Source organism: Pseudomonas sp. FP2196, from assembly GCF_030687715.1.
GTDB lineage: Bacteria > Pseudomonadota > Gammaproteobacteria > Pseudomonadales > Pseudomonadaceae > Aquipseudomonas.
This window is the reverse complement of record NZ_CP117445.1, coordinates 2118997-2138774: the sequence shown is the minus strand read 5'-3', so window position 1 is coordinate 2138774 and position 19778 is coordinate 2118997. Positions and strand designations below refer to the sequence as shown.

Below are 19778 nucleotides of genomic sequence, written 5' to 3'. Positions count from 1 at the left end.
TATGAAACCGTGCCTTAGCCTGTTGACCGTCTGCCTGTTGCTCAGTGCCTGCGCCAATCCCGTCCAGCGTCCGGACAGCGGCCTGCGGCCCCCGGCGACGTGGCAATCGCCACAAGCTGCCAGCGCCGCCCGCAACAATGCACAGTGGTGGACGCAGTTCGGCAGCCCGGAACTCGACAGCCTGATCAAACAGGCGCGAGTCGGCAGTTTCGACCTCGCGGCCGCCGTTGCCCGGGTGCGTCAGGCGCAGGCCGGCACGGTGATCGCCGGCGGCTCATTACTGCCGGAGGTCAAAGCCGGACTCAATGCCAACCGTCAGAAGCTGTTACGCGGCACCGGCTACAGCCAATTGGATGCCGACAGCAACAACAAGGCTGTGGACTACTTCGATACCAGTCTGAGCGCCACCTACGAAATCGATTTCTGGGGCGGCAAACGCGCATCCCGCGACAGTGCACAATTCGCCTTGCAAGCCAGCGAATACGATCGGGCCACCGTCGAACTGACACTGCTCAGCGGCGTTGCCAATACCTATGCACAAACCCTGTCGCTGCGCGAGCAAAGCCGCATTGCCGAACTGAATCTGGCCAACGCCCAAAGCGTGCTGAAGCTGGTGCAGACGCGTTATGAGTCAGGTTCGGCGACCGCATTGGAACTGGCCCAGCAAAAAAGTCTGGTGGCCGCTCAGCAATGGCAATTGCCGCGCGTGCAGCAGCAAGCGCAAGACGCGCTGATCAGCCTGGCCGCCCTGCTCGGCCAACCGGTGCAGCAACTGTCGCCGAAAGAGTCCTTCGCTCACCTGCAATGGCCGGATATCGCTGCCGGCGTTCCCAGCCAGTTGCTCAGCCACCGCCCGGACATCGCTCGCGCCGAAGCACAATTGTCCGCCGCCGCGGCCGACGTCAAAGTCGCCCGTGCAGCCATGCTGCCGGCGCTGACCCTGACAGCCCAGCTCGGCTCCGGCGCCAACCAGTTCGACGATTTGATCCGCAGCCCGTTCTACAACCTCACTGCCGGATTGGTCGCGCCCATTTTCAATAACGGCCGCCTCGGCGCTGAACGCGACAAGGCCACGGCGCGCCAGCAAGAACTGCTGGAGAACTATCGCGGCGCGATCATCAACGGCTTCGCCGATGTGGAAAAAGCCCTCAACAGCATTCGACGCCTCGATGAGCAGCGGTTGTGGCAGAACGAGGAATTGAGCCAGGCGCAGACCGCGTTCAACATCGCTCAGAGTCGCTACGAGGCCGGCGCCGAAGACTTGCTGACCGTTCTGGAAACCCAACGCACGCTGTATGCGGCGCAGGACCAAAATGCGCAACTGCGACTGTCCCGGGTACAGGCGAGCATTGCGCTGTACAAGGCGCTTGGGGGTGGCTGGCAGAGTCTTTGAAGATCAAAGGATCGCAACCTCCGGCAGCCGCCTACAGGAAATGAATCCTCTGCAGGAACTGCCGAAGGCTGCGATGTTTGGCTTTTATGCCTTGGCTTTCAGATTGCGCGCATACCACGGTCGTTGCGGCACGCGGCGGAACAGGCCGGCGAGTTTGTCCTCGTCGGTGATGAAGGTGATGCGCAGCGCCAGCTTCATGGTTTCCGGGTCCATCTCGACGGTTTTGCCCGTCTGTAATCCCGGCGTGGTGCTGCAACCATGGGTGCTCGGCCCCAGCCAAGGATCATCGACCTCGACCCACCGCCCCGGTGCGAACCAGTGCACGCCATTGACCTGCAGGCGCGTGACCTCACCCGGATGGAAACGCTCGTGGGCGCGAAACCAGTCTTCGATCCGGTCATCGATCCAGCCATGGAAATGCCAGAACGCCGGATTGACGTGGGATGAGAAAGGATCGCCAAGGAAGTCGTTTTCGGCGTTGTACCAGCGTGCGGCGAAGTCCGCCGGATCGCGAGCAAACGGCACCGGTTGTCCATTGGATGGATCGCGCGGTACTGACGCCCAACGCATGTGCAGCCAGTCATGCAGACCCAACTCGACTTCCGAGCCAAACTGACCCAGCGTGAGTTTGGCCAGATACGCCGGATCACGGTACTGCGACTCCCAGACCTGAAAGTTGCTTTCGTAAGTCTCGGCGGTCTTGATGTCGCTGACCCACTGGCTGAACTCGTCGTCGCCTGCGGCCGTCCACGTGGGCGGCAAGGCCGTGCCGTCGTGATTATCAAAGTACCGGGCGAAACCGATGCGGTCGCGGATCAACTCCGGTTGCGGCAGCGGGAAGTATTCCCAGGACGGCAGATCCTGCATCGATCGCGCCGTCCCGAGCATGTGTCGGTGCATGAAGAAAAAGTCTACGCCCGAGCCATTTCGATCCTTGCGCGGGCCACGGGCATCACGCTCCTTGTCGCGCGGGCCGGGCTGCCAGCCAATGCCGCGCAGCGCCTCGCGCTTGTCCTCGGGAAGCTTGTGCCACTTGTCCCGAGTCGCATGCCACAACTGATGGAACAGGCGATGCTCGGGAGAGATCAGCCACGCCAGCAGCGGCGCGTTCAACGGTGTGCGCTCGCGCGCTTCGGGAAACAGGCGCTTGACGGCCACGAAGCGATTGTCCTGCGCTGGCAGGCTCAACGGCCGGTCAAGTCGCAGCGCGTTACCGCTGAGGGTGCCGCTGCCGGCATTACCGAAATCGGCCCAGACCTCATCGAGGATCATTTCCAGTTCATAGCCAATCTGGCCATCAGCGCCAATCAGCCGCCAGCTGAGTTTCGCTGCATCGGCCCCTGCAAGATCGCCAAGAATTCGGTAACGCGGTGTCTCACCAGAGCGCAGACGTTCGGGCGTGTCGAGAAAACCGCAGACACCACGCCCCTTCTGGCCGATGTCGAGAAATACTTGCAGGCCCTTAAGCGGCAGACCTTCGAGCCCCCCATCAGAACCTTCGAAACGGATATCCCAAACCCCGCGCAATGCATTCGCCAGGCGTTGCCCGGCCATGTCGGCGACGTCGAATGACGCCTCACCCGGCGTGATCGTCGGGTCCGGTTTCGTCCATTCACGATGCCCAAAATAAGCCGCAGGCACGGCAGCGCCCGTTAGCGCCAGGCCCGCCATGAACCATCGTCGAGAAATCTTCATTGCCCTACCTGTGTCAGCCATGAAGCAGGCTTTATCCAAGCTAGAACGTTTGTTGCGCCGGCAAATTTAAGTCGCCGCTTTTGTCTGAGGCTCGCCCGCCTAAATTTCCCTGCCGACTAATCGTTCTTCCCAGATAGCAAAGGCCCCCGCGCCTGCACCTCGATGGCGAACCTGACAGAGATGGCAATGACAAAACCACGTTCGAAAAAGGCTCTATTCATCGGCCTGCCACTGGCCCTGGCAATCAGTGCCGGCGCAGGCTTCGCCGTTTGGCAGCACTGGTTCAAGGACGACCTCGGCTACCCGGTCAAAGTCATGAAACAGGCCGATGAACTGCACGAACGCATGCTCTCCTTCGACAGCCATGTCAGCCTGACGCAAAACTTCGGCACCGACGGCCACGAAGCCGACAAGGACGGCGACGGCCAGTTCGATCTGGCCAAGGCCAACCGTGGGCGCCTGTCGGGCGCCGCACTGACCATCTTCGGCTGGCCGGAAATGTGGAACGGCCCGAACGCCCCGCACAAACCGACGCCCGGTTTCGTCGACGAGGCGCGCAACCAGCAAGAAATCCGCTTCAAGATCATCTCCGGCATGGTCCGCGACTATCCCAATCAGGTCGCCATCGCCTATACCGCGGACGACTTCCGACGCCTGCACGGTGAAGGCAAATTCGCGATTTTCATCAGCATGCTCAACGCCTATCCACTGGGTCACGACCTGAACCTGCTGGACATGTGGACGGCGCGCGGCATGCGCATGTTCGGCTTCAGCTACATCGGCAACAACGACTGGGCGGACTCGTCGCGTCCGCTGCCGTTCCTCAATGATTCGCCGGATGCCCTCGACGGTCTCTCGGATCTGGGCAAGCAAGCGGTCAAGCGCCTGAACGATCTGGGCGTGATCATCGACGTGTCGCAGATGTCGACCAAGGCCCTCGAGCAGGTCGCGCAACTGAGCCGCACACCGCTGGTGGCTTCGCATTCGGCGCCGCGAGCGATGGTCGACATCCCGCGCAACCTCAGCGACAAGGAAATGCAACTGATCAAGAACAGTGGCGGCGTCGTTCAAATCGTCGCGTTCTCGCAGTACCTGCGTCCGCTCACCCAGGAAACCCAGAACAAGCTCAATGAACTGCGCAAAGAGTTTGGTCTGCCGCCACTGCCCAACCTGGCCATGGCGCTGATGCCCGGCGACCCGATCATCGCCGCATGGTCCGAGCAAAAGTTCGGCCAGTACGCCGGCCGCCTCTACGGCATCCTCGAAGAAGAGCCGAAAGCCAGCCTCAAGGATTTGGGCGACGCCATCGATTACGCGGTGCGCAAGATCGGTATCGACCATGTCGGCATCAGTTCCGACTTCAACGAAGGCGGCGGCGTCAAAGGCTTCGAGAACGTCGGCGAGATCCGTAACGTCACGGCCGAATTGATCTCGCGCGGTTATTCCGAAGCCGACATTGCCAAACTGTGGGGCGGCAACTTCCTGCGCGTTTGGGATCAGGTCGAGAAAGCGGCGAAACCTTCGCTGGCCGCTGCGCAGGGAACCGCCAAGCCATGAACAATCGTCGTGACTTCTTGAAGCAGGCCGGGATTCTCGCCGCGGCGCTGCCGCTGGGTGCGGGTCTGCCGCATGTTGCCAGCGCGTCGACCGTCGCACCCTTGCCACGCAACAAGTGGGCGCAGTTGCAGCAACTGTTCGAGCAGGACCCGGACTACCTGCACTTCTCCAATTTTTTGGTCACCTCGCACCCCAAACCCGTGCGCGACGCCATCGAAATGCACCGCGCCGCCCTCGACAAGAACCCGGGCCTGGCGATGGACTGGGATCTGGGCGTGATCGAACAGCGCGAAGAAAACGTGCGGGTCTGGGCCGGTCGCTACTTGCAGGCCAATGCCAAGCAGATCGCCCTGACCGGCAGCACCACTGAGGGTCTGGCGACGATTTATGGCGGTGTGCATGTGCGCGCCGATCAGGAAATCCTCACCACCGTCCACGAGCATTACGCCACCCACACCATCCTCGCCTTGCGTACCGAACGCGACGGTACGCGGGTGCGCAAAATTCCTCTGTTCAAGGATGTGTACAGCGCCAGCAAAGCTGAAATCCTGGCCGCCATCGACAGCGCCATTCGCCCCGAAACCCGTGTGCTGGGGATGTGCTGGGTGCATTCGGGCAGCGGCCTGAAACTGCCCATCGGCGAAATCGGCGCCATCGTCGACAAGCACAATCGCGGCCGCAGCGACGCCGAGCGGATCATCTACGTCGTCGATGGTGTGCACGGTTTCGGCGTGGACAATCTGAGCTTCGCGCAGATGAACTGCGACTTCTTTATCGCCGGCACCCATAAATGGATGTTCGGTCCACGCGGCACCGGCATCGTTTGCAGTCGCTTCGAAGAGGTCAGATACGTCACCCCGATCATTCCGACGTTCTCTGAAGCAACGGCGTTTTCCACCACCATGACGCCCGGCGGCTACCACTCGTTCGAGCACCGTTGGGCACTCGACGAAGCCTTCAAATTGCACCTGCAACTGGGCAAGGCCGAAGTTGAAGCGCGCATTCACGCCCTCAACAGCTACCTGAAAAAACACCTGCAACAGCGCCCACAGATCGAACTCGTCACGCCACTGAGCCCTGAACTGTCCGCCGGATTCACCTTCTTCCGGGTCAAGGGCAAGGACAGCGACAAGATCGCTGCGCACCTGATGGCCAACCATGTGGTAGCCGATGCCGTAAATCGCGATGTCGGCCCGGTCATCCGCACCGCTCCGGGGCTGCTCAACGACGAAGAACAGATTGATCGCTTGCTGGCTGTGCTCGACCGGGCCCTTTGAACCAGCGCGATCCCTTTTTCCTTTTAGCGAGACCCCACAATGAACAGTGAAGTGCGTCGATTTCCCATGAAGGCCCTGCCAGCGTTTATGCTGACGGCGCTCGCCTCAGGCCTGCTGCCAGGCGCCGCCCTCGCCGCCACCCCGCCTGCGCCGGGCAAGGTGTTCAAGGATTGCAAGGACTGCCCGGAAATGGTCGTGCTGCCCACCGGCACGTTCACCATGGGCACCCCGGATGAGGAAGTCGGCCGCGAGCCGGACGAAGGCCCGATGCACCCGGTGACGTTTGCCAAACCGCTGGCGATCAGCCGCTTTCAGGTGCTGCGTGGCGAGTGGGATGCGTACCTCAAGGACACCGGCTACAAAATGCCCGACGGTGACACTCGTCCAGGTCGAGCCTGCAAGGCGGGCATCCCTGATTATCAGGGCAGTGACCCGCGCAAGCAGTACACCGACAAACATCCGGCGGTGTGCATGGACTTCCCTGAAGTCGAGGCCTACGTGGCGTGGCTGTCGAAAAAGACCGGCCAGGCATATCGGCTGGTCAGCGAATCCCTGCGTGAATACGCCGCCCGTGGTGGCAGCAACGGCCCGTTTCCCTTCCCGTTCGACGAAGGCAAGGAATACAGCATCGCCAAACACGCCAACACCTACGGTGCCGGCGACGGCTACAACTTCACCGCACCGGCCGGTAGCTTCCCGGCCAACGCCTTTGGCGTCTACGACATGCACGGCAACATCTACGAATGGACGGCCGACTGCTACAACGAAAACTACGTCGGCGCACCGAGCGATGGCAGTGCCTGGTTGAGCGGCAAATGCGAAGTTCGCCGCATCCGTGGCAACGACTGGGGTGAAGCACCGGTGTTCTCTCGCTCGGGCAATCGCAACGCGACCTACACCGATACCCGCGGCGACTGGATCGGCTTTCGCGTCGCCCGCGATCTGTAACGCCATCGCCCGGCTAAATTAGCCGTCCTGCCAGTCGTTTTACAGGTGGGCGCGAACCGTCAGGGCGCGCCACCGCCTTCTACGCCACCCAGGCGAAGTCCGCAGCCGATGCCAGCCTTCGCCGCTCCTTCAAGCAGGGAACCTCCATGAGCAAACCAACACGCGGGGTGATCAATGAATTGTTCGCCCTGCTCAAACCCTTTCGGCTGATCGTCACCGTCTCCGTCCTGCTCGGCATGGTCGGTGGTCTGAGCGTCACCGCATTGCTGGCGACCATCAACAGCGTGCTGCACAGCGAAGGCGATCTGACCGGCACCATGGTCGCGATCTTCGCCGGCCTGTGCCTGCTGGCCCTGACCACTTCGATTTTTTCCGACATTGGCACCAATTATGTCGGTCAGCACATCATCGCCAAGCTGCGTAAGGAGCTGGGCGAAAAAGTCCTCTCGGCGCCGATTGAACAGATCGAACGCTATCGCAGTCATCGTCTGATTCCGGTGCTGACTCACGACGTCGATACCATCAGCGACTTTGCGTTCGCATTCGCCCCGCTAGCGATTTCGATGACCGTTGCCCTCGGCTGCATGGGCTATCTGGCGATGTTGTCATGGCCGATGTTTCTGCTGACAGTCATCGCCATCCTGATCGGTACGGTTGTTCAATACATTGCTCGCGGCCGTGGCATGCAGGGCTTCATGAAGGCTCGCGACTACGAAGACGAATTGCAGAAGAGCTACCACGCCGTCGCTGAGGGCGCCAAGGAACTGCGCATCCATCGGCCGCGCCGGCACCGAATGTTTGTCTCGGGCATTGAAGGTACGGCGGACAAGATCTGCGATACCCAAGTGCGCTCTGTGAATATTTTCGTGATCGCCAAGACCCTCGGTTCAATGCTGTTCTTCGTTGTGATCGGCCTGGCGCTGGGCCTGCAATCATTGTGGCCGAGCGCCGACAAAGCGGTGATGAGCGGTTTTGTGCTGGTGCTGCTGTATATGAAAGGTCCGCTGGAACACATCATTGCCGCGCTGCCGATTGTCAGTCGCGCGCAGATCGCGTTCCGTCGTATCGCCGAATTGTCCGAGCAGTTTTCCTCGCCCGAACCGCACCTGCTGCTCAACGACCAAGGCCATAAAAAGACACCGGTGCACAGCCTGGAACTGACCGACGTCTCGTACAGTTTCCCGACCGTACAAGGCGCGACGCCGTTCCGCCTGGGGCCGGTGAACCTGAAGATCGAACAGGGCGACATCATCTTCATCGTCGGCGAAAACGGTTGTGGCAAGACCACCCTGATCAAATTGCTGCTGGGCCTGTACGCGCCGCAGCAAGGTGAAATCCGCCTCAACGATCAAGTGGTCACCGCCCTCACCCGCGACGACTATCGCCAGTTGTTCACCACGATCTTCGCCGACTACTACCTGTTCGACGACGTGGTTCAGGGCGACACGCATATTCCGGAAGATGCCAACAAATATCTGCAGCGTCTGGAGATCGCCCACAAGGTCAGCGTGCGCGACGGCTCATTCACCACCACCGACCTTTCGACCGGCCAACGCAAACGTCTGGCGCTGATCAATGCCTGGCTGGAGGAACGTCCGGTGCTGGTGTTCGACGAATGGGCCGCCGACCAGGACCCGACCTTCCGCCGCATTTTCTATACCGAGCTGCTGCCTGACCTCAAGCGTCTGGGCAAGACCATCATCGTCATTTCCCACGACGATCGTTACTTCGATATCGCCGACCAACTGGTTCGCATGAACGCCGGCAAAGTGATCACTGAGCTTCAACCCGCCTGATTGTGAAAAATTTGTAAAAAAAATGCGTTGAGTCTTTCCGGTTTTCGGAAGGCTCAACGTCTTACTTACAGTTAATAGAAATAGTTCTCAGTCAACACTTTGAAGAGTAGAAGAACAATGCCCGCACCGCACGGACTCCACCCGCTCGCCAAGGCTCTGCTGATCCGCCGCTCCTTGCGTTCCACGTTGCCAGCGCTGTGCGCCATGGCCCTGACCTTGCCAATGGCAGGTCAGGCTCAGGCCGCCGCCGTGGCGATCAATATTCCTGCACAGTCGCTGGGGAGCGCCTTGCAGGAATTCGGTCGCCAGACCAATCTTCAGGTGCTTTACAGCCCGGATGAAGTGAGTGGTCTGCGCAGCACCGCCGTCAGCGGTAACCTGGAACCAACCGCCGCCATCGCGCAATTGCTCAAAGGCACCGACATCGCCTACAGCGTTCAGGGCAACAACGTCGCGTTGCGCGGCCGCAGCAGCGGTGCAAGTCTGGATCTGGCACCGACCAGTATTTCCGCCACCGCGGAATCGGCCTGGGGTCCGGTTGACGGGATCGTCGCCAAGCGCAGCGCCTCCGGGTCCAAGACCGATTCGTCGCTCAAGGAAATCCCGCAGACCATCAACGTCGTGACGCAAGACGAAATCAAGATGCGCGGTTCGAAGTCGGTCACCGAAGCCCTGCTTTACACACCAGGCATGACCGGCGGCGGTTTCTCGGACCGGGTGAAGATTTTCGACGAACCGACCTCCCGTGGTTTCTCCCCTACTCCGCTGTACCTCGATGGTCTGCACATGCCATACGGCGGCGGCAGCACCGGCGGTTCGCTGCAAATCGACCCGTACACCCTGGAACGCGTCGAAGTGCTCAAGGGCCCGGCGTCGGTACTTTACGGGCAGAACCAGCCTGGCGGCATCGTCAACATGGTCAGCAAGCGCCCGACGGCTACCCCGCTGCATGAAGTGAAAATCGGTGGCGGCAGCTATGACCGTAAATACGGAGCCTTCGACTTCGGTGGCCCGATCGACGATCAGGGCGAATTCCTCTATCGCCTGACCGGCGTGTTCAACGACAGCAGTTCGGCCATCGACTACGCCAACCAGAACCGCATGTTGCTGGCGCCAAGCCTGACCTGGCTGCCGAACGACCGCACCACCATCACCGTATTCGGTCAGTACCAGAAAGACCACGACGTACCGGAAGCTCAAGGTTTGCCGGCATTTGGCACGGTCAAAAGCACTTCCAACGGGCGCATCAGCCGCAGCCGCTTCATCGGCGAACCGGACGTGAACAAGTACCACCGTGAGCAGTTCGTGGTCGGTTACGAAATCGCCCACGAACTCAACGACGTCTGGACCCTGAAACAGAACGCTCGTTACGCCGACGTCAACGACCAGTACGTGGCGCCGCTGCACGGCTATTCGTTCCCGACCAACCCGGTCACCGGTCTCAACGACAACAGTTTCCAGAGCCGTTACGCGGTGGACTGGTCGCAGCACAACAAGGTTTACGGCATCGATAACATTGCCCAGGCCAAGTTCAAGACTGCCGATATCGAGCACACGGTGCTGCTGGGCGTGGACTACTACCACTCCAACTCAAAGTTCCTCGGTCTCTATGACCGCACCGCGCCAGGTATCGACCTGTACAACCCGGTGTATGGCAGCCAGATCAACTTCCGCCAGCCGTACAAGTGGGATAACACCATTACCCAGACCGGCCTGTACGCTCAGGATCAACTGCGCTGGAACCAGTGGTTCCTGACCCTCGGCGGTCGTTATGACTTTGCCGAAACCGACAACAAGCAACCGCTGACCGGCGGCCACAGCAACCAGAAGGACGAGAAGTTCACCGGTCGTGCCGGCTTCGGCTACGAGTTCGAAAATGGCATCACACCGTACGTGAGCTACGCCGAATCGTTCCTGCCGCAAACCGGTACCGACATGAGCGGCGGCGCTTTCGAACCGACCACCGGCAAGCAGTACGAAGTCGGTATCAAGTACGAGCCGACGTCCATTGATGGTTTTATCCAGTTGTCGGCCTACCAGATCGATCAGGACAACATGCTCACCTCCGACCTCGACAATCCGGGTTTCAGCACCCAGAGCGGCACTGTGCGCTCCCGTGGTGTCGAGCTTGAAGGCAAGGTCAATGTCACCCAGAACCTGCGCTTACTGGCTTCGGTGTCGCGTAACCAGACCAAGTGGGAGAAAGACAACGACGGTCGCGAAGGTCGCACCCTGGCGATGCGTCCACCACTGACCGCGTCCGCCTGGGTCAACTACGACTTCGACATCTCCACTGCCCTGGCCGGTTTCGGCATGGGTCTGGGTGCACGCTACGTGCGCAGCAGCTACGGTTCGGACTACGAGTCGGACTCGTTCCAGATCCCGTCCTACACCGTGTATGACGCCATGGTCTCCTACGACCTGGAAAAATCGCCGCTGCACATCAAAGGCGTGAAGCTGCAAGCCAACCTGCAGAACCTCACCGACGAGAAATACGTTGCCGCGTGCAACAGCACCCTCGACTGCTACTACGGCGAAGGCCGTACCATGACGGCTGACGTGACCTACAACTGGTAATACGTTCTGCGCTCACTGAAACGCCGGCCTCTGCCGGCGTTTTTTTTGAGCTAATTGGGCTTGGCGGCTTTAGGGCCGACCATGCTCTTGGGGTTTTGGGTGTATATCCGTTTTTTCGGGTGTTGCGGCTGGCGGTTTCGCTCTTACAGCGACTCACTTTTCCAAACGCCGAAAAGTAAGCAAAAGGCTGGGCCCCGGCGTTCGGCCCGCTCGCTGGGGCAAGCGTTTTTTTGCTTACTTTTTTTAGGCGTTTGTAAAAAAAGTGAGTCGCCGTCAGGCGAAACCGTCAGCGGCTGCGCCCGAAGCAACGGATATTCACCCACCCCGTCAAGCCACAGCAAACACCTCCACCAATCGCCCGGCAATATGCTGCTGCGCCTCTTCAGCCTCATCAATGATCGCGCCCATGCGCATGAAGTCGTGGGTCATGCCCTCATACACCTTCAATTCCACCTCAACCCCCGCCGCCTGCAAATGACGCGCATACGCAACGCCCTCGTCATGCAACGGATCGCATTCGGCCAACACCAGCAGCACGGGCGCGACGTTAGCGCTGACCTCTGCCAGCAACGGCGAGAAGCGCGGATCGAGACGATCGCTGACATCGCGCTGATAGTGCTCGTAGAACCACTGCAGCGAAGCCTTTTCCAGCAGATACCCTTCCCCGAACTGCTCGATGGAAGGCGTGCTGCGACTCGCATCAGTGACCGGATAAATCAGCACCTGCAAGCGCGGCTGCACGGCAGCATCCGCCAGTTCTGCGGCGAGCACCGTGGCCAGACTGCCGCCGACGCTGTCACCGGCAATTGCCAGGCGCGCGGCGTCGATGCCCAGATCCTGCGCGCTGGCTACCAGCCAATCCCAGGCATCGCGGGCATCATCGGCCGCCGTCGGAAAGCGAAACTCAGGCGCCAAGCGATAAGCCACCGAAAGCACCACACAATCAGCCATCGAAGCCAAAGCGCGGCACAGCGAATCATGGGAATCGAGGCTGCCGACTACATAGCCACCGCCATGGAAATACAACAGCGCCGGGCGACCGGCACCTGTATTCAAGGGCTGATTGCTGTAAATCCGTGCGTTGAGGCGCGTGCCGTCGCGCACGGGCAATTGCAGTTCATCCACCACTTTCAGGTCTTCACCACCGGCATCCATCAACAACGACGACTGATCGAATTGCTCGCGGGCTTGCGCCGGGCTCAACTCATGCATGCCGACGCGCTTGCCACTGGCCCGGCCGTTGCCAACCAGTTGCAGAAACGCGGCGATATCAGGGTTCAACGACATTCAATTCTCCAGACCGGTCGAGCGCCATCAGGCGCCCGAGCGGTTTTTCAAGTTCAGAGCAAGTTCAGGACATGGCTACTGGTTCAACGATTTCGCCGAGCATTTCTTCAGCCTCGGACAGGAAAGTTTCATCGCGCGGGATCTGGAAGTGCCCGCAATCGAGCCATTCACCGCCCATGCCTGGCTGTTCGAGTTGCACCGCCAGTACCATCGCCTCCTCTTCGCGACCCAGGGTCCACCAGCAGATCGGGTTGACCGCCAGCGGTGCACAGCGATCCAGTTGCAACGACAGTTGCTTGAGTCGACGCGCCACGCTGAACACATGGGCCAGTTCATCGGCGCCCAGTGCAACGTAGGTTGAGGCGCCGCGTTCGGCGCTCATGGCCCCGGCGAACAATGCACGCAGGTTCTGCGGCGTTTCTTCGCCGTCCATGCTCACGCCCGGCTCGGCGTCCGGCAACGTCACCCGCAGGAAGTCACGCAGATCGGCCTGCCAGTCATCCACCGTCCCTTCGTTGACCTTGGCGGATGGCACGAAGCTGTCCACCAGACCGACGAATTTGACCGTCTGACCCGCCTGTTCGAGTTGCGCGGCCATCAACATCGCCAACGTCCCGCCCAGCGACCAGCCCAACAGAAGATACGGCCCGTGTGGTTGTTTCTCGCGGATCTGCGCCACGTAATTGCTGGCCATGTCCTGCAACGAAACATCGTTGAACGCCGGGTCGAGCAGCATCCGCGACTGAATCGCCAACACCTGACGGCGACCGCCCAAGCGGCGCGCCAATGGCTCGTAGTCGAACACCGTGCCGAAGCCCGCGTGGATGCAGAACAGCGGAGCAACACCCTTGACCTCAGCGTTCATCGCCAGCAGCCCGGAAGTTTTTTCAGCAGCGCCCTGCACGCTGGCCACCAGTTCGGCGATGCTCGGTTTCTGCATCAGGTCGCGCAGTTTCAGGCTCAGGCCCTGGGCCTTGAGTACGCGGCTGCGGGCCACGACTTGCAGACTGAGGATCGAATCGCCACCCAGTTCGAAGAAGTTGTCGGTGAGCCCGACGCGCTCGATTTTCAGCACGTCCTGCCAGATCTTCGCCAAGGCTTTTTCCAGCTCAGTGCGGGGTTCCAGGTACGCCAGACGCGGTTCAGCGTCCGGATTCGGCAGGGCCTTGCGGTCGAGCTTGCCGTTAGGCGTCAGCGGCATGCGCTCAAGCACCCTCAAATGCGCAGGCACCATGTAATCCGGCAGGCAGGTCTTGAGCTGCTCGCGCAGGCGTTCGCACAAACCGTCTGCCGGGGTATCGGAAGCGGCCAGCACATAGCCGAGCAGTTGCTTGCCGCTGACACCCTCGCGGGCCACGACGGCGGCGTCACGCACGCCCGGCTGCTGCTTGAGGCGTGCTTCGATTTCACCCAGCTCAATGCGGAAACCACGGATTTTCACCTGATGGTCGATCCGTCCCAGGTAATCAACCGTGCCATCCGCGCGCTGGCGCACCAGGTCGCCGGTTCGGTACAAACGACTGCCATCGGCGCTGAACGGGTTGGCAACGAAGCGCTCCGCAGTGCCGCCGGCACGTCCCAGATAACCGCGAGCCAGCGCGCCACCCAGGTACAGCTCTCCGGCAAGGCCCGCCGGCAGCGGGTTGAGGTCGGCGTCGAGCACGTAACCGCTGCGCTCACCCACCACACTGCCGATTGGCGCGTAGGCCGCACCGCACTGATCGTCTGCACCGGCCTTCCAGATCAACGGCGTGACCACGGTTTCCGTCGGGCCATAGCCATTGATGATGTACTGCGGTTTCAGTGCCCGTTTGGCCAGTTCGAAACTCGCCACCGGCACCGCATCACCGCCGAAGCAGTAGATCCGTACCGGCGGTGGGTTACCGTGCTGTTCGGCGTGTTCGGCCAGTTGCTGCAAGTACACCGGCGGGAACGCTGCCACGGTCACGCCATGCTCATGCAGCGCGTTGTAGGTCTGCTCGGCCGTCCACAGGCTCTCGTCACGGATCAACAGGCGCCCGCCATGCGTCAGGGTGGTCAGCCAGCGCTCATGCGCGCCGTCGAACGCGAACGACATGAAATGCAATTCGCAGTCGGCTTCGCTCATCTCATAACGCTGGCCGATGGCCTGGCAGTGCATCGCCAACGGTCCATGCGCGACACCGACACCTTTGGGCTGGCCGGTGGAACCGGAGGTATAAATCACGTAGGCGAGGTTGCCCGGTTGCACCGCAACCTGTGGCGCCACCGCTGGCTGGGCGCTCAAGTCCAGGTGATCGAGTTCCAGCACATGCAGGTTGTCCTGCGCGGGCATCACCTGACGCAGACTCGAATCACTGAGCAACAGCGCAATGCCGGAATCGCGCATCAGATAACTCAGACGTTCGCGCGGATACGTCGCGTCCAGCGGCACATAAGCGCCACCGGCCTTGAGCACCGCCAACAGCGCGACGATCATGTTTTCGCTGCGTGGCAGGGCCACACCGACGCGGATTTCCGGGCCGACACCTTCGGCGATCAGCGCATGGGCCAGACGATTGGCCCGGGCCTCGATCTGGCCGTAGCTGAAGGTCTCGCCATTGAAGATCAATGCAGTTTGGCCTGCATGCGTTTGTGCCCGTTGTGCGATGCGCTGGTGCACTGCCAGTTCGTGCGAGGGAGCCGGCAAAGCCTGCGCGATGCATGCCCGACCGGTCGGCAGACCGATGCGGCCCAGCGGTTGCGCGGCGTCTTGCGCCAACGCAACGAGCAGGCCTTCCATGTTGCTGCGGATGCCTTCCACCGTCGCCAGATCGAAATGCTCACGCAGGAACATGTACTCGATCACCAGACCTTCTTCCAGCGTGACCATCAGGTCCATCGGGAAGTTGGTCAGGCCAGAGTTATTGATCTCGCCGAACTTCAGCGAGTCATCGCGCCATTCGCGCAATGCCTGGTCGATCGGGTGATTCTCGAACACGATGATGCTGTCGAACAGCGATTGCCCGGCGCGACCGCCCCAACGCTGGACGTCGGTCAGCGGGGTGTACTCGCGCTCACGCATTTCCAGGTTGAAGTCCTGCAACTCACGCAGCCACGGCCCGACCGCTTGCTCGGCCGGCACGTCCTTGATCACCGGCAACGTGTTGATGAACAGGCCAAGGATCGATTCCGACGCTGGCAGACTCGCCGGACGACCCGCCACCGTGGCGCCGAAGGCCACGCAGCGTTGACCGCTGTAACGGCTGAGCAGCATCAGCCATGCGCCCTGCACCAAGGTGTTCAGCGTGACTTGCTGAGCTTGCGCAAAAGCCTTGAGCTGTTCGGTGCGCTGCTCACCCAAGCGGCTGTAAAGCGCCTCGTGACCACGACCGCTGCCAGTCCGCGTGACGGCGTCGGCCAGGTAGGTCGGTTCGTCGAGCAGGTTCAAATGCTGACGCCAGAACCCTTCGCTGGCATTGGCGTCCTGCTGCTGCAGCCAGTTGATGTAGCGGCGATATGGAACGGCGTCGGCCAGCGGCTTGCCGGAATACTGGCTCAGCACTTCGCCGATCAACTGCGAACTGCTCCAGCCGTCGATCAGGATGTGGTGATAGGTCCAGATCAGTTGATAGCTGTCCTCATCCACCTGCACCAGCGTCAACCGTTGCAGCGGTGGCTGATCGAGATCGAAGCCCTTGCCCCTCTCGCTATCCGCCAACGCCTGCAAGGCTTCGGCCGAATGATCCTGTTCGCGCCAGTCAAGCAGACTGATCGGCAACTGCGGATCGGCAAGGACGAATTGCAGCGGCTCGGCCATGTCCTGCCAAAGGAAACCGGTGCGCAGGATGTCGTGGCGACGGCTGACCGTTTCCCAGGCGGCTTTCAGGCGCAGGGGATCCATGCCCTGCACCGGCACACTCAACTGGTTGACGTACAGGTCCGATTCCGGCGAGTTCAGACCGAGGAACAGCATGCCCTGCTGCATCGGCGACAAGCGATAAAGCCCCGCCAATTGATCCTGCGGCAGCGGCAATTGCGCGATTTGCGCATCACTCAAGCCGTGCAGAGGCATGTCGACGAGCGCTGCCACCGGTACGTCTGAGGTGCTTGCGACGCGTTGCGCCAGTTGCTCGATGGTCGGGTACTGGAACAGGTCTTTCGGGCTCAGCTCCAGGCCTTGCTGACGGGCACGGCTGACCACCTGAATCGAGATGATGGAGTCACCGCCCAGGGCGAAAAAGCTGTCGGTGGTGCTGACCTGCGCCAACCCCAGCACGTCTTTCCAGATGCCCACGAGCGCCTGCTCAGTGGCATTGGCCGGTTCGACGTGTTGTTGCGCCGCCGTGAGTTCCAGCGCCGGTAAACGCTTGCGATCGATCTTGCCGTTGGGGGTCAGCGGCAGTTGCGCCAGCCACAGGCGGTGCGTCGGCACCATGTAATCCGGCAGCGTTGCACTCAGCCAAGTGCTGAGGTTGTCGTGCAGTTCACGTTGCTGTTCAGCGCTGGCATCGACAATCGTCGGATCGCTTGGCACCAGATACGCAATCAGTTGCTGGCTACCGGACACTTCACTGGCAACGACCACCGCTTCGCGCACGGCGGCATGGGCCACCAGACGCGCCTCGATTTCGCCCAATTCGATACGCAAGCCGCGAATCTTCACCTGATGGTCGATGCGGCCCATGTACTCCAGATCGCCCTCTTCGCGCTCGCGGATCAGGTCGCCGGTGCGGTACATGCGCTCGCCATTGTTGGCTTGCGGATTAGGTACAAAACGCTCGGCGGTCATCGCCGCACGGCCCAGATAACCACGAGTGATGCCCGCACCGGAGAGGTAAAGCTCCGCCGAAACCCCTTGCGGGACAACGTGCAGATCGGCGTCGAGCAAGTGACTGACACTGTGGTCGAGGGCACGACCGATACGCGCCTGACCACCGGCACTGCGGCGGGTCCAGGTCGAATAGGTGGTGTCCTCTGACGGGCCATACAGGTCGAAGACATGCTCGACGGTCGTCTGTTGATACAACGTATCCACCAAGCCTTGTTTCAGCGGCTCGCCAGCGAGGTTGATGATGCGCACGCTCGGCGGAATCTGCCCGGCGCGTTGCAACGCAGCGATGGCCGACGGCACGCTGTTGATCAGGCGAACCTGATCACGGGCCAGCAGAGTTGGCAGCTCCAGGGCATTGCGCGCAATGATCAGCGAGCCACCGTTGGCCAATGTCACGAACAGTTCCCACACCGACAAGTCGAAGCACACCGAGGTCGAGGCCAATACGCCTTGGATGTCGTCGCGGCTGTAAACCTTGGCCGACCACTCGATCAGCGCCATGACGTTGCGATGGGCAATCGCCACGCCTTTTGGCTTGCCGGTAGAGCCCGAGGTGTAGATCACGTAGGCAAGGTTATCCGGCGCGACCGATGTTTGAGGCGCCACAACTGAATAGCCATTCAGCGACACCTGATCCAGCAACAACACTTGCGTTTCGCTCGGCACACTCAGGGTCGCGGCGACCGCTTGCTCGGTCAGCAACACCCGCGCACGGCTGTCTTCCAACATGTAAGCAACGCGATCCGCCGGGTAATCCGGGTCCAGCGGCACATAGGCGCCACCGGCCTTGAGCACCGCCAACAGGGCAATCAGCAACTGTTCGGAACGCGGCATTGCCACGCCCACCCGCACTTCCGGGCCGACACCGAGTTCGATCAGCTTGTACGCCAGACGATTGGCTTGCGCGTCCAGTTCGGCGTAAGTCAGTTGCTCGCTGCCGAAGGTCACCGCCAGTGCATCCGGCGTCGCCGCCACCTGACGGGCGATGCCCTGATGAATGCACAGATCGGTGGCGAATGCCTCATCCACGCGCGGAACGCTTTCGATCAGGTTCAACTCGCTGAGCAAACGCTCGCCAGACTCGCTCATCTGCCCGAGCAGGCGCTGCAAGTACTCGCCCAACTGCGCCACGCTGTGCGCCGCAAAGCTGTCGCACTGGTAGCTGAAATGCATCGACAATTCATCGCTCAAATGCACCAGCAGGGTCAGCGGGTAGTTGGTCTGTTCGTGGTTGTTGATCTCGCCAAAGCGCAGTTCCTGCGGCGCGCCCTGCTCCAGCGCCTCGGACACCGGGTAGTTCTCGAACACCAAAATGTTGTCGAACAGCGCTTCACCGTTGCGCGCCGCCCAACGTTGAATGTCGAACAATGGCGTGTGTTCATGCTCGCGCAGGGCCAGGTTCTGCGCCTGCACGCTCTGCAACCACTCACCCACGCTTGATTGCGAACGTGGGCTGGCGATCACCGGCAAGGTGTTGATGAACAGGCCGATCTGCTGCTCGACACCTTTGAGTTCGGCCGGACGCCCCGCCACCGTAGCGCCGAACGCAACGCTTTGCTGACCGGTCAAGCGCTGCAACAGCAGCAGCCACGCCGCCTGAATCAGGGTATTGAGGGTGACCTTCTGCTGACGGGCGAATTCGCCCAGACGACGGGTCTGCTGCGCGTCCAGCACGCAGAAATGCTCGCCATGCCCGGCACGCGGCGCATCGCCACGCTGTGCCTGAAGTGCCTGCGCCAGTAGGGTCGGCGCCTGCAAGTCGGCCAGTTGCGCGGTCCAGTAGTGCTCGCTGGCCTGTACGTCCTGACGTTGCAGCCATTCGATGTAATCGCGATAGCGCCCAGCCAGTGCCGGTTGAGCAATGCCGCTGTAGCGTTGCAGCACTTCGCCGAGTAACTGCGAGTTGCTCCAGCCGTCCATCAGGATGTGGTGGTTGGTGTAGATCAAATGACAGCGCTGATCATCCAGACGTACCACCACCATTCGCAGCAACGGCCCCTGGCTCAAGTCGAAACCTTGCGCCTGCTCAGCGGCGGCCAGTGCATTCAACTCACGCATGCAATCGCCGCGCTCGCGCCAGTCGAGCACGCTGAACGGCATGTCCAGTTGCTTGTGCACCACTTGCACCGGGCGCGCCAGTTCACCCTGCCAGATAAAACTGGTGCGCAGGATGTCGTGGTTATCCACCGCCGCTTGCCAGGCTTGCTGGAAGCGTTGCGGATCAAGTCCTTCGACGTCGAGACGAACCTGGTTGATGTAATCGCCAGTGGCCTGTTCATAAAGGCTGTGGAACAACATGCCCTGCTGCATCGCCGACAGTGGATAAACGTCGGCAATCTGCGGCGCCGGCAATGGCAAGCCGTCGAGTTGCGCCTGAGTCAGGCCGGCCAACGGGAAGTCCGACGGGGTCAGGCCTTCAACGCCCGGGGTCAGGCAATGACCAATCAACGCGGCCA

The 19778-nt window shown here is 61.1% G+C and carries 9 protein-coding genes (1 of these 9 running past the window's edge); 6 read left to right on the top strand and 3 right to left on the bottom strand.

Going from position 1 to position 19778, the window contains the following annotated elements:
• The first annotated feature begins 1 nt into the window (after position 1).
• Positions 2-1393, top strand: coding sequence for an efflux transporter outer membrane subunit (locus tag PSH79_RS09555; protein WP_305442342.1), 1392 nt, complete (start codon positions 2-4; stop codon positions 1391-1393).
• Positions 1394-1477: 84 nt separating this feature from the next.
• Here PSH79_RS09555 and PSH79_RS09550 read toward each other — a convergent pair whose 3' ends face one another.
• Positions 1478-3088 (bottom strand): PvdJ/PvdD/PvdP-like protein, encoded by a 1611-nt coding sequence (locus tag PSH79_RS09550; protein ID WP_305442341.1) that lies wholly within the window; start codon positions 3086-3088, stop codon positions 1478-1480.
• Positions 3089-3274: 186 nt separating this feature from the next.
• On the opposite strand from PSH79_RS09550, the gene pvdM reads away from it, so the two are divergent.
• The 5 genes from pvdM (at position 3275) to PSH79_RS09525 (ending at position 11243) form a co-directional block, all read left to right on the top strand.
• Complete coding sequence (gene pvdM, locus PSH79_RS09545) at positions 3275-4645, top strand: pyoverdine-tailoring dipeptidase-like protein PvdM (RefSeq protein ID WP_305442340.1); 1371 nt, start codon at positions 3275-3277, stop codon at positions 4643-4645.
• Positions 4642-5922 (top strand): aminotransferase class V-fold PLP-dependent enzyme, encoded by a 1281-nt coding sequence (locus PSH79_RS09540; protein ID WP_305442339.1) that lies wholly within the window; start codon positions 4642-4644, stop codon positions 5920-5922. Before pvdM ends, PSH79_RS09540 begins: the two co-directional genes overlap by 4 nt.
• A gap of 39 nt (positions 5923-5961) precedes the next feature.
• Positions 5962-6870 carry a formylglycine-generating enzyme family protein gene (locus tag PSH79_RS09535; RefSeq protein ID WP_305442338.1) on the top strand — a complete coding sequence of 303 codons (909 nt, stop codon included), beginning with the start codon at positions 5962-5964 and terminating at the stop codon, positions 6868-6870.
• A 146-nt stretch (positions 6871-7016) separates the two neighbouring features.
• Positions 7017-8666 (top strand): cyclic peptide export ABC transporter, encoded by a 1650-nt coding sequence (locus PSH79_RS09530; RefSeq protein WP_305442337.1) that lies wholly within the window; start codon positions 7017-7019, stop codon positions 8664-8666.
• Positions 8667-8783: 117 nt separating this feature from the next.
• On the top strand, positions 8784-11243 hold the full coding sequence (locus PSH79_RS09525) for a TonB-dependent siderophore receptor (protein ID WP_305442336.1): 2460 nt from the start codon (positions 8784-8786) through the stop codon (positions 11241-11243).
• A gap of 327 nt (positions 11244-11570) precedes the next feature.
• Here the strand turns inward: PSH79_RS09525 and PSH79_RS09520 are convergent, their stop codons facing one another.
• Both PSH79_RS09520 and PSH79_RS09515 read right to left on the bottom strand, forming a co-directional pair.
• Entirely contained in the window at positions 11571-12530 is a 960-nt protein-coding gene (locus PSH79_RS09520) for an alpha/beta hydrolase (RefSeq protein ID WP_305442335.1), read from the bottom strand.
• A 64-nt stretch (positions 12531-12594) separates the two neighbouring features.
• On the bottom strand, positions 12595-19778 hold the 3' end of the coding sequence (locus tag PSH79_RS09515; RefSeq protein ID WP_305442333.1) for a non-ribosomal peptide synthase/polyketide synthase. It continues 7807 nt past the right edge of the window; 7184 of the gene's 14991 nt are visible here — the last part of the coding sequence; the start codon falls outside the window, past its right edge; its stop codon occupies positions 12595-12597.